Annotated in this window: 8 protein-coding genes; 2 read left to right on the top strand and 6 right to left on the bottom strand. The window is 51.8% G+C overall.

Features of this window, described 5'->3' with window-relative positions:
* The first annotated feature begins 54 nt into the window (after positions 1 to 54).
* Complete coding sequence (locus D5270_RS13535; RefSeq protein ID WP_166544595.1) at positions 55 to 639, top strand: helix-turn-helix domain-containing protein; 585 nt, start codon at positions 55 to 57, stop codon at positions 637 to 639.
* A gap of 54 nt (positions 640 to 693) precedes the next feature.
* Here the strand turns inward: D5270_RS13535 and D5270_RS13530 are convergent, their stop codons facing one another.
* The 4 genes from D5270_RS13530 to D5270_RS13515 form a co-directional block, all read right to left on the bottom strand.
* A complete protein-coding gene (locus D5270_RS13530) occupies positions 694 to 1,521 on the bottom strand; it encodes a hypothetical protein (protein ID WP_166544594.1) in 828 nt (275 codons plus the stop codon).
* A 266-nt stretch (positions 1,522 to 1,787) separates the two neighbouring features.
* Positions 1,788 to 3,752 (bottom strand): PcfJ domain-containing protein, encoded by a 1,965-nt coding sequence (locus D5270_RS13525; RefSeq protein WP_166544593.1) that lies wholly within the window; start codon positions 3,750 to 3,752, stop codon positions 1,788 to 1,790.
* Between the two features lie 11 nt (positions 3,753 to 3,763).
* Entirely contained in the window at positions 3,764 to 4,228 is a 465-nt protein-coding gene (locus tag D5270_RS13520; protein WP_160580076.1) for a Cas9 inhibitor AcrIIA9 family protein, read from the bottom strand.
* A gap of 68 nt (positions 4,229 to 4,296) precedes the next feature.
* Complete coding sequence (locus tag D5270_RS13515; protein ID WP_066541057.1) at positions 4,297 to 4,719, bottom strand: single-stranded DNA-binding protein; 423 nt, start codon at positions 4,717 to 4,719, stop codon at positions 4,297 to 4,299.
* 431 nt (positions 4,720 to 5,150) lie between these two features.
* Between D5270_RS13515 and D5270_RS13510 the strand changes: the two genes are divergently transcribed.
* Positions 5,151 to 6,746 carry a prealbumin-like fold domain-containing protein gene (locus D5270_RS13510; protein ID WP_166544592.1) on the top strand — a complete coding sequence of 532 codons (1,596 nt, stop codon included), beginning with the start codon at positions 5,151 to 5,153 and terminating at the stop codon, positions 6,744 to 6,746.
* A 154-nt stretch (positions 6,747 to 6,900) separates the two neighbouring features.
* Here D5270_RS13510 and D5270_RS13505 read toward each other — a convergent pair whose 3' ends face one another.
* Both D5270_RS13505 and D5270_RS13500 read right to left on the bottom strand, forming a co-directional pair.
* Entirely contained in the window at positions 6,901 to 8,259 is a 1,359-nt protein-coding gene (locus tag D5270_RS13505; RefSeq protein WP_166544591.1) for an S-layer homology domain-containing protein, read from the bottom strand.
* Positions 8,260 to 8,883: 624 nt separating this feature from the next.
* Positions 8,884 to 10,800: a DNA primase family protein gene (locus D5270_RS13500; RefSeq protein ID WP_160580079.1), complete on the bottom strand. Its 1,917-nt coding sequence runs from the start codon at positions 10,798 to 10,800 to the stop codon at positions 8,884 to 8,886.
* Positions 10,801 to 12,252 lie beyond the last annotated feature (1,452 nt).

Raw genomic sequence — 12,252 nt, 5'->3', positions numbered from 1 at the left:
GAGGAACGCAAGGAAAGTCATAATAATTTAACATTCCCGGAGGGAGGGACCGCAATGTTTTACGACTGCTTTGAAAAGCTGTGTAAAGAACGAGATAAAACCCCCGCGCAGGTGCGCAAGGAGCTTGGCATCAGCCAATCCACCATGGCGTCATGGAAGTCCCGGGGGCTGACGCCGAACGCGGCCACTTTGATGCAGCTGGCGGATTACTTTGAAACTACGGTGGATGTATTGCTGGGCAAGACAGAGGGCTCGGACAGTATCAAGTTCAGCAACGAGATTCTGTATCTGTTTAGGCTTTTGGATATGCCCGATTCCAGGGCTCTTACAACTGCCGCCACCCTAATCAGGGAAGCCCTTGAAATATTTTTGAAGGTAAATGGGAAAGTTGACGAAACCACAAAAGCGGAAGTTGACCCTGCTGTCTTTCGATGTTATGTGGCGGCGTTGTGTTTAAGGGAACAGAATATGGAGGAAAACATCTATACTCTGCGCGGAAGATACAGCGATATCACAGGCGATGTGAAGTCTGTCCTGGATTCATTCCAGCACCTGAACCCACAGGGTAAGCGGGCAGCCATCCAGCGCGTGAAGGAGCTTACTTATGTGCCGCAGTACCAGAAAGAAACAACGCCTTAAAGTGCAGGAGAGCCCCCTGGAATCCCCTCCAGAGGGCCCTTGCATACCTCTTAATTACGAGGCTGTCTCATGTCCAAAATAGTAGGAAACACAGTCGCAATTTTCGGGACATTCCACGTCATACCAGAAATGAACAAACCGCAGCTTTGGGAATTTCTCGGCCAGCGCGATAATGGCTTTATCGGGAACGCCGCCCTCCGTGGTAAAGGTCAAGTACGCGGCGCCGTCACGATAGTGGGAGTATGAACCATTTTCCGCCGTTCCCGCCACGCCCCAATAGTTTGCCAAAAAAGCCTTGAAAGCCTGTGAGGCCGGGCAAAAAGCCTGGTGGAACCGTTCTCTGCTTTCTTTCCATCTTGCCATGCTTATGGTGTTCCCACGCTCTTGCAGATAGGCTTTTTCGTGAGAAGTAATGAACGCAAGGAAGCGGTCCGCATCCTGGTGGAAGTGCTCGAAGATTTGCTCCAAGCACCAGGATGCCGCAAAGCTGGAAAATGGCTTTGTTTGACGGCAGAAGCCATAAAACTCTTCCGCCTGAACCTTGCTGAAGCTTTTAAGGAAGCTTTCCTTTCCACGCAAGTATGGGAAGGCTTTTGCTTCCCCGTGCCTCTCCAGGTATCTGCTTTCTTCCCGCAGCATTGCTTTCGTGTCCATCAGCTTATTGTCAAGAATGATTCGCAAACACAACAGGGCTGCGTACTCGCCGTATGGCTTCATGTCCGGCTCGTCCACCGGCAAATGGGCCGGAGGCGGCTTGATGCTGGCGAAGTTCAGACGTGAGTTTTCGTCCACGTTTTCCGCCACGGCCTTTCGTACATGATTCAGCCTGCCACACAAGTGGAGGCGATTTTGAAAGGTTCTCATGGACATATCGCTCTCCATGGTAAATCACTCCTATTTAAAGGTAAATTTAGCAAAGGCAAACCGGCTTTACACAGTCCCCATGGGCGAGAACACTTGATTCCCTACCCTAAACCCTCTTTGTTTGTATAATGTGCTTGATATCTGCATAGTTCGTTCGCCTTTGCTATGGTTATATTATACTATAAATAGGCAAAAAAGTCAAATTGGGCCCCTCTGAAACCCCTTTATTGACAATAGAAGTCAGAGGCAAAATTGTAAGATTTTTGTAAGAACTTGTTTGAGAGTCACGCCGCCTTCACCTGCATCGCGCTATGCCATTTAACGACAGCTCGTGCGAACCCCTCCGTAAACGCCCGCACCTCTTTGGGCGCGGAGCAGTCCCCAAAGCCGTACAGCTGGATAATCCTCCCGGTGTCCGTGTCGATTTCAGCGGTGAAGTAAGGCTTGTCAGGGGCCGAAACTTTGCGGATAAAGAACACCATCTGATGGCCCAGGATGTGCCTTTCAAAGTAGGCTTGCCCTCCCACACAGTGATTCAGGCACTGGCCCTCGGTGGTCAGGTCGCTTCGCTTCATGGGGTAGACCACGCGGTAGCTGTCATTGGCGTATTCCTGGGCCCACCCGTACAGGCCCTCGTCAACGGCCTGCTGGAAGCGTTCGTTGTCCGGCCTGGACTTCAGCTCGTTGACCCTTGCTGCCAGCAGGTCATGGCGCTCTTTCAGGTCCCGAGGCTCCAGGATGGCCCGCTGGCTCATGTCGCTTTTCAGGCTCTGGGCCATGTCGAGATAGTCCCGGTAGAGCCGCAGGAAGTAGGGGAGCTTGTTGCGCCGCATCCGGCCGGTGGAAGCCTCTTTCTGGGCCTGCACGTACCGCAGGGCGCGGCCTATGGCGTTAAAGTGGGCAATTCTCTCCAGCAGAATCAGGCAATCTCTGTCCAGGCGCAGGGCGCACAGCTGGCGCAGGTCCTCGGGGGCAGCGTTCCGCTGGGCAGCTATGGCCTTTATTTCCTGGAAGCTGGCCTGGCTCTCCCGCATGGCGGGGAGGAAGTGCTTGCCCAGCCCGGTCAGCTCCGGCAGGTTCTTCGCGCTGGCATCCGGCAGATTCCCCGCCGCAAGGACCGGCAGTCCGGCCTTCATCAGGTACTCGGCCTGGGGCACGTTCTTCAGGTTGTCTAACAGCCGCCGGAAGGAGATAGGGCGACGCAGGCCGGAGAGGCTGGCCTGCAAGTCCACGTTGTAATACTTCGGCCCGAACACGTCCCGCAGATTGGGAGTATACACATAGCTCTCGCCCAGGCACTCCGAACTGTTGCGAAGCCGGCGCCAGTCATAGCCGCAGTATGGGGCCTGGCACCAGGCGTAGGCGTACTCGGTGGGCTTGCCGTTGACGGTCAGAAACAGGGTCTTGAAGCAGTCGGAGAAGCGGTACTGGGGCTCCTTGCGGTCGGGGTAGATAATGCGCTCCACGTCCACATAGCGCAGGAGCAGCTGGCCGTCTACCTTGCAGGCGATGCAGATTTTGGCCTTGTGGGTAACTTCTTTTTCAAGCCAGCCGGCCCTATAGATTACCGGGTGGCCGCACTTGGGGCAGATTCCGGAGCCTCCAGGCTTGACCTCGCGCCCCACCTGAAACGACTTTCCGCAATGCCTGCACACGGCCCGCCGCTCACCGGAGACTTGGCCATTGGCCAATGTCTTTTTCAGCTTTGAAACATACAGCACCGAGGACTGGAAAACGCGGTCCTCGCAGAACGCCGCCAGGTCTGCGGGGTACTCGGGGAACATGGCAAAGTGGGCCTTTTGCAGCGCTCTTTTTCGCTCCCGGGCCCGGTCACGGCGCTCCTGATTTACACGGTATATAAACATCTGAATAGCGCAGCCAATCTTGCTATTATCGCCACGCCAGTCCGCAACACGGCCCAGTACCTCTTCCACCGCCGCGATACTCGCGGGATTCGCGGCAATATCGTCGGGCAAAGAATAGATATGGCTTTCTGTAGGATTACGCTTAGTCCAGCCGGGTTCTTTAAAGGTGCTGAAGGGGTGCTGGAGGCGGGTAATATAGTTCCTGCCGTCGGAGTAAAAGCGGTACAGGAGTTCCCGCTTGCGGCTGTATACGTCTACGGCCAGCACGTCGCCGCAGCGTCCGGCGTGGTGGACCGCCGCCCCAGCGCAGACGCCAGCGTGCCTGGGCAGGCGCTTGGGAGCGGGCGACAGAGGCAGGGCGGCCAGAATCTTCTTAATCAGCATAGATTTCCTCCTTAGAATAGTGACAGTTGGATGCTCTCGGGCTTGGCCGGGGCGGGCTTTGGGGCCGGAGCAGGCGCTGCCTTTTTGGCGGACACCTTCGGCGAGGGCTTCTCCGGGAGTTTCGCCATTTCTTCCTCGGAGGGGGCCGCGCCGTTTATCTCAATGTCCATCAGGAACCGGACGTCGGCGTTAGGGAAGTATGCCCGCACGATGCCGCGGTACACGTCAATGTCCGACACGCAGTTACCGGTGCCCTTCATGACTTCCGCGCAGCAGTCGGAGAGGGTGCGCCTGGTCTTGTAGACTACTTCTGCAAACAATGGCGATTCCTCACAGAAGTGGCACAGCTGGGAGGCGGCGAACTGGGAGATGGCTTTCTCTTTCTGCCCGCCGGTGAAGGTGGCCAGTTGGTTGGCAATCTTCTCTTTCGCCAAAGCAGGGTAGAGCCTGTCTTGGATGGTGATGATGTTTTCCATGTGAATCCTCCTTTTTTGGGCAGTAAAAAACAGCAGCCCACGCATAGGCGCATGGCTGCTGTTGGGCGTCAGAACGGCAGGTCATCGTCGGCGTCATAGTTTGGAAGCGCCGGGGCTGTAGCCGCATTTTTGGAGTTCCCCTTAGCACGCTTTTTAGGCTTTGGGCTGGCTTCCTGGCTGGCTCTGGGGCCGCAGAAGTCTACTTCGCGGGCGACAACCTCGGTAGCCTTGCGCGTGTTGCCGTTGCGGTCTTCATAGGTGCGGGTCTGGAGGCTGCCGACAAGGTTCATCTCCTGCCCTTTGGCGAAATACTTGCAGATAAACTCGGCTGTGCTGCGCCAGGCTACGCAGTCAACAAAAGACGCTTTCTGCTTATCGCCGTAGCCGGAGTTTACGGCAAGAGAGAAGCTGACAACAGCAATGTCGTTGGGGGTATGCCTGATTTCAGGGGCGGCGGTGAGACGGCCGTGGAGAGCTACTGTATTCATCATAGTTAGTCCATCCTTTTCGTGTTTTTGTCGGTCGGCCCATGCCGCCGGAGATTGTTTTTCAAGGATAAACTTGGCCGCATTTTGCGGCAAAAATTCACGCTGCCCATGGCGCGGACAAGGACAGTCGCAGGGACGACAACCGTGCGACCATGGTGCGACAGGTTGTGGGACATGGAAACATATTGCCAGAAAAGGAAAGCTGGAAGTTTGTCGCACTGTCTCACCTATTTTTGAAAACTTTTAAAAGTAAGGAAAAATAGGTAGGGTTACAGTATTGGGAAAAAGTTTTTTTGGCAGGCTGCGACGGTGCGACAATGCGACAGCCAATCCGCATATCATGGCTCTGGTGTTATCATCCTCCCCTTTGTCTGAATCCCCCATCGGACGAGGCAGGGAACCTAGACCCTGACGGAAGCAATAGCGGTTCCACCATGCCCTTATCGGAGATTGTCCAGCAAGTCGGTATCCGTGATGACATACAAGTTGGTTATGACCAGCCTGTGGACGGCTCCTTTGCCGTCACCCTTAACGATACCGACAACGGACATCTGGTCTTTGAGGATGGCAGGACTGGCACCAAGTGGTTCATGCCTGGTGATAAAGTCTATATCACCGGCGTGCCTGAGAATGAGACGTTTAGTCTCGTCGGGTTGAGTGTGAGCAGCGTTGTGGATGAGAATAATTCTGAATCTCATCGCGTGAAGACAGATATCGTTGACGGTTTTGTCGGTATGTTCAGAATGCAAGAGTTTTCTGTCAACGTAGATGCTCACTTCGGTCTGTCTGAATTGGATTCATCGTATTTGCCTGTGGCTGAAGTGGATGAATCGGAGAGTGTTGATTCTTTGAAGGATTACATTCTCGATAATATAGACTCAGAATACGTGACGCCTGACGGCAGCTTTGTGCTCAGTCATATCATGTACGGTAAGTATTCGTTCGCAGACGGTTCTATGGTGGGTCAGAACGCTACGATTGACGGTATTTATGGCACTGATGGTATGGGCGGTTATTGTTTGCTTGGTTTTGCTATGTCAAGTATGGGCGTTCAGGAGTCAATAGTTGTTCTGAAAATGCCCTGGAAGTGTGCACCCCAAGACGTATATGTAGAGATACAGAAAGAAATAGAGGGCAAATGCGCGGAAGGCAATCCGTTGTTTGATAACCTTAGCGGCATTAAGTTCTCTGTCATTAACAAAGATACAGGCAAGCAGGTAGCTACGCTCACAACAAACGAGAATGGTTATGCTAAGTCTGACAAGCTGAAGTACAGCAAGACAGGCTTTGATATTCAGGAAATCTCTATTCCTACTAATCTGCCTCTGATGCTGAATACTGAGAAGCAGACTATTGTTATAGACCCCAAAAAGGACGAAGGGTTTGGAGAAGGGGTTAAGCAGGTAGTCATAGCAGACAAAGTCAAGCGTGACCCTCTGTTGTTCAGTATTATCAAGAAGCTATCCGATGGTTCAAGAGGAAGCCTTGATGACTTAGCCAACGCAGGTATAAATGTAGTAGGTATACCCTTTAAGCTTGAGTATATACCAGACTTGAACTTTACCTGGTCGCAGGCTCAGGGTAACTACTCTAGTAAAGTACATTATTCGTTCCAGGCTAAGACAGTAAAGCTCGGTAATAGGGCTATAATAGATTTGAATGGTACGTCGGGTTGTTTGGACAGTGCCACTATTAGTGATTTGAAAGACAAAGGTTATTGGAATGATTCGGTTTTGGGTAGTTCGAATGATTATGCTGCTTTCCCACCTGGTTTTATTGTAGTCTCTGAGATGCCTCACGCAGGCGTTCAACTGCTTAAAACTAAGATGCTTTACAAGATACCTATGAATGGTACAGGTGGTTGGGTGAAGGATGACAGTGATGATATGATTTCCTTCAATACGGTTGGAGTCCCTGAAGTCACTGTTAATAACAAGTATAAGACTTTTATCATTGAGTTCCCTAAGGTTGATAAAGATACGGGTGAGAGCGAGGGCCAGGGTGACGCTGTTTTGGATGCTGAGAATTAAAAAATAGAGGTTGACATCTATAGAGATATGTGGTATAATACAGACATAGTAAAAAATAAGAAATACGCTTGGGCGCGTATTTCTTATTAGTGGTTTTAGTTGGAAGAGTATAAATCAGAAAACTATGATGGCGTGTGAGGGATGATACAGGCGCTTAATAAAGGGGGGCTATCTTTTTGTTGCAGGATGTGCAATGAGCGAAGTCAGGGCCGAGGTTACCGGAAGAGTAATCTTCTTCCCATTCGGGGTGGCGGCAGCCTGTCATCTCAACGTAAATTTGTTCATGAGTCTCAACGTTCTCAAAGTACTCAATTTCATTGTTGACACGGCGAGGATGATGAATGGTGTCAATCAAGGTGCCAGCAGGTTGGCCATACTCGTTCGCACCAGTAAGACGGAGCTCTTCATCCCAAGCCTCGGAGATGAGAACTTCCTTGGTATGGCGCTCCCAGACATTCTCGTCAGAGATGTTGTTGATTATACGAGTGGACACGCAGTCGCGTACGGCGTTGCACTTGGTGCAGGTCTCTTCGGAGGGCATGTCAGCCTTGTAAATCTTCTCAGACATGACGGGAAAAGTCAGAGGCAGGTTAAGGCCCCCGCCATGGTTCGCGCCGTGTAAACAAGGACATCCAGTTTCATCGCCGAGGATTTTCATAGCATCATCGAGTTCCTTAGGGCTAGAATACTTGTCTGCATTGTCACATAGCCATTGCTGTATATTCATATTGCAGCCGTTGCATGCGTCGATGTCCAGCGCGTCGGCGTGAGCCCACTCGCGGACAGTCTCAGTGAAGAGCGTGATATTCTCAGTCTTCGTCACTTCCCATTCATGGTCACAAGTGGTAGGGACGTCGGGCTTGTTGTTCTCGAGGTCGGTCTTGATTTCAATAAAGCGCTTGAAGATGGTCGCAATCTCAGCACGGGTGGCGGAGTAGCGGGGACGGAGCGTGCCATTGGCGTCGCCGCGCATCAGGGCAGCGGACGTGGCCCACTGCATGGCCTCTACAGCCCAGGAGCTGACGTTAATCTTGTCAGGAGCGTTGTTCAGAAACTCGTCGCTTACCGTCAGCGTGTAGTCCTTCTTCAGGTAGTTGAAGAGAATCACAGCGGCCTGCTCGCGGGTGACGTAGTTATTGGGGCCAAATCTATTGTCGCCTACACCGTTCACAATATTATTTTCAGCGGCCCAGGCAATGTAGGGCTCGGCCCAGTCCTTCTTCACGTCGCGGAACGTGCAGGTGCCTTTGTACTGGTTCTGGTCAATGCCGGCAATGCGGCCCAGCACCGTGACGAACATGGCGCGGGTGGTGGTCTGGTTGGGGCTGAACTTGTTGTCCCCGGTGCCGGACATGTAGCCGTTCTCGGCCATGTAGGTGACAGGCTCGTAGTACCAGGCGTTCTGGGGCACGTCCGTGAAGCTGCTGGCCGCCGCAAAGGCGGACATAGGGATGACGGACAGGATGGTGATGATGGCCAAGAGAGCGGCCAGGGTGGTCTTGATGGATTTCATAGGCTTATCCCTCCTCATTCAGTTTCCATAATGAACCCGGGGCGGCTTGACGCCCCCGAAAAGCACTAACGCCCCCTAACTATAACTATTTTGAGGCGGTATTCCCGGCGAGGCCCACAGAGGCCCCGCCATTTTTGTGGAATTTCCCGCCCAAGACAAACAAAAAAGCGGTGCAGGCTTATTACCTACACCGCATAAATTCAATATGCGAAACACAGCCCTATCCCGCGTCCCCGCCAGACAAAATTATTGCTTGCAAATTCACTGGGAATTCAGTATAATAGGGTTGGCGAAACCATGAGGTTTCTGTGTAGGAGGCCTTATCTCCTGCATAGGGTCCTGAGGGGACGGCAATCCCCTCAGACCTGCCCTTTATTTATCTTGGCATTTCTAATTATAGCACTTTCCCTGGCAAAATGCAAGAGAGAAATGCAAAAAGGCACAGGTTTTCAGCCTGGGCCTTTTTTGATGGTCTGGACGCCTTAGCAGACGCTCCCTCATATTGTATTCATATAGCTCTGTTGCGCTATTCACTTTCAAATTCAGTTGCGAAATCTTTTCGAAATTAGCTGCAAAGTCGTTTCGTATTCACTATAGTGCCAACTATGTTGGCCAATCAAATCATTAGTCAATTGGTTCTGTCTCAGGACGCGTCTTTTCCGGCAGGACATTATCTTCGGGTCTCGTTGCGTATTTTTCTTCTAAATCCTCGTTTTCCGGAACGCGTATGATTCCCCGGTATTTCTCTTTTTTAAAAAACCAGCATTTTATATCCACATTCCGGCCCGTATAGTTACCATTTGTCCAGGCATCCAACCCATACTCCACGATAAGAGGTTCGGTGAATTCCATATTTCCTTTTGAACGTACTTCCAGGTCCCTCCTGTTTTCATCCTGATGTAAGGTCCACGCAGGGAATGAAGGAAGGTTTCGCTTTAACTCTTCGATAAACTTTTTCCGCGACAGCGGCGATTTACCGGGAACATTTCTGCCATACCAGGATTTGTATAGGTCGTACAGGAACGTGTACGGCACCAAATCCCACACGAGCACACCCATGAGCTCATTCATGAATTGAAGCACCGGGTCGTTCATCTCTTTGGACTTGTCCAGCTCGCACTTACACGACTCCGGCTCTGGAAGCTGGTCATAATCCATGTTCAGGACCTTGAACAAAACGTACTGTAAAACTTCTTTCCTATGCACATAGTCAGCCTTGATGTACCTGCGTTCCTCGCCGGTGAAACATTTCGTCATAGGTACGCATAGCTGCCGCCGGTTCAGTGAATCCGATTTATCCCGATAGTTGGGATAGTCGTTCAAACACTGTAACATGAATCCCCGGAACCGGAATGTGATAGGGGGCTTGTACTTGCGGTTGAGCTGAATCTGGTCGCCCGTGATGATTGCTTTCAGATTCCCAACGGAGTCGACATACGTTCCCACATCGTTTTCGTCAGTCAAAATGGCGTTGACGTGGGTGAGCGGCTCCAGCATGAAATCTTTACCGAAGTTGGTGATAGGGATGTTGGCGTAGTTACCCTTTCCCAGCAGGCTTCGCAGCAACTCGCACAGCGTACCCTTGCCGTTGTTCCCCTTGGGGGAAATGAGAAATACCGCCTTATCCCACGGCACCAAATACCGCACCATGGCGCCGGTAATCTTCCACAACAGCTCCGCCATTTCCGCTTTGTCGGGAAGATGGTCCACCAGCGATTCCATCCAGGACACCACATCCCACTTTGTGCCGTCCGGATTGATAATGACGGGATTTGCCGCAATCGGGTTGTAATCCGTCCCGCATTTGGATGTAAATACATATTCCGGGCTGAAAGGGATTAGCCGCTTCTTTTTGTAATCAAAAATGCCGTTGTTTACCGGAATCAAATTCGGGTCGAGAAGCCGGCTGGCTATCGGCGCGGTATCCATCAAAACCGCCTTGATTTCGCTGATATCGCTCTTGCGCAGGGAACTGTTATAGCGCCGGCAAAGCGCGTTGATGGCGTCTTCATCAATGTTGTAGATACCACGGTTTGGGCCATCCCTTTCATAGATGCCAAGAACATAACTTTTCTCGTCATCCTCGTTATTAAGCTGAATCCGTTTGACATGATTCAGTTCTATGCAGCAAGCAGCAATCCGTGGGGGGTCAAGTGCGTCTAAAAATTTCCACTTTTCGTCTTTTTCCCCTTTAGGAAGATTGTTGTTTCTGCCTCTAATTGCCAAATTTATATCCTCTACGGCTCCCCCCGCGACCTCCTCGGGAGTTAGAGAAGCGTTCTTCTTTTTCAGTTCCCGCAAGTAATCAAGTAATATGTACTGCAAAAACTGGTCGCGAGTGCGCAGCGACGTTAAGATTGTTCCAGTGGCTGCGGCATTCTGAACATCTGTCGTGCTGCCATCAACGGCATTTTCAAGGTCAGGGTGAGGCTTCGGCTCCTTTCTTTCCTGGGCCTCTGGTTCCGCCCCCCACTGTGTCAAGTTGGTGCCCACTGGGTGCATAAAATCACACTCCTTTAAAATATTTGGTTGTATTTCCATGGGAGGAAATTCCGACCATTTTTATTCGTGCTCTGTTGTTTTATAGGCATCCTCTCCTTGCTTTTTTGCCATAACTTGGGCTATAATATAATTATACCATACCGAAATCGGGAAAATCAAGGTAAATTTGGTGGGAAAACTGTCCCAATCGAGGAAAAGCCGCGTCACCATTGCAAAGTCTCACGAAAAAAATTTTTTGCGGCTACTCTTGCCAATGATTGGTTTTTGACTAAGCGTATTTTCAATCATAACCTTATCGAAGTACCGCGCACAAGCCGGAAGCCCTTGCCCTTAAAACCGAAACGATTGGCAGCTTTATCGTTTCGGCTGTGGCGGCTGTGCCGCTTCAGGGCACCCTAAGAACAGTCCGGGGGACTGTTCTTAGGGCAAGCGTAGCGCAGTAAAAGCCTCGGAGCGAAGCGGAGAGGTTGCCCGCCATTGGCGGGCAACGGCGTCGGCTATGCCGACCGTCACCCCGTAGGGGTGGCGTCGCCGCTTTTATGCCCTTTTCCCTTTTTGGGCTTCTCGCGGGCCATAAGGCCCCGGAAGGCCAAGTTGGCCCATGAATAGCGGCATTTCGGGCGGTGACAAGCTGCAAAATTTGGCCAAAATTTTGTCATCCGCTGTCACCGTTGTCATCGGCGCCGCGAAAATTCCTCGTTTCATGGGCCTTCTGTGTCCTGTGTTGTCACCGAGAAATTTGAAAAAAAACGCGCCGGTGATAAGTCAAAAAATTGGGAGCAATCGCCCCGGCATTGCGACGGATAGTCGTGAGGGACCATCGTCCCGTTCGCAGCCTCGGGCAGTTTGCAAAACTGCAAAGCAGGCGGAGGCGTGCTGCGGGGTTGCAGGCGAGCAGCTTTGGATAGTTTGCTGATGGGCTGAGAACCTTGACGCGAGTTCCCACCCCTGGCTGTCGCTGGAATGGGGCTGCTGGCCCCCTATAAAAAAGAGAGGGCTCCCGGATGGGAGTCCTCTTAACATTCGTAAGCAGGCTTCAGCTTGGGCATTGGCGGGCAGGACAGAGGCAGGGATGACAACCGTGCGACCATGATGCGACAGGTTGTGGGACATGGAAGCATATTGCCAGAAAAGGAAAGCTGGAAGTTTGTCGCACTGTCTCACCTATTTTTGAAAACTTTTAAAAGTAAGGAAAAATAGGTAGGGTTACAGTATTGGGAAAAAGTTTTTTTGGCAGGCTGCGACGGTGCGACAATGCGACAGCCAATCCGCATATCATGGCTCTGCTGTTATCATCCTCCCCCTTTGTCCAAAGCCCGCATTGGGGGGCTGCCTCGGCGCTGGCCCATTCGTGGGCCTTTTCGGGGCCAATTTTGGGCCGAAAGTACCCGTGGGCCATTCGTGGGCCTTTTAGGGGTCATTTTTGGCCCTTTTAGGGGCCAATTTTGGGCTGAAAGTACCCGTGGCCCATTCGTGGGCCTTTTAGGGGCC

The organism is Acutalibacter sp. 1XD8-36 (assembly GCF_009917525.1).
In the GTDB taxonomy this organism is placed as follows: domain Bacteria; phylum Bacillota; class Clostridia; order Oscillospirales; family Acutalibacteraceae; genus Acutalibacter.
This window is presented reverse-complemented; position numbering and strand designations above follow the sequence as displayed.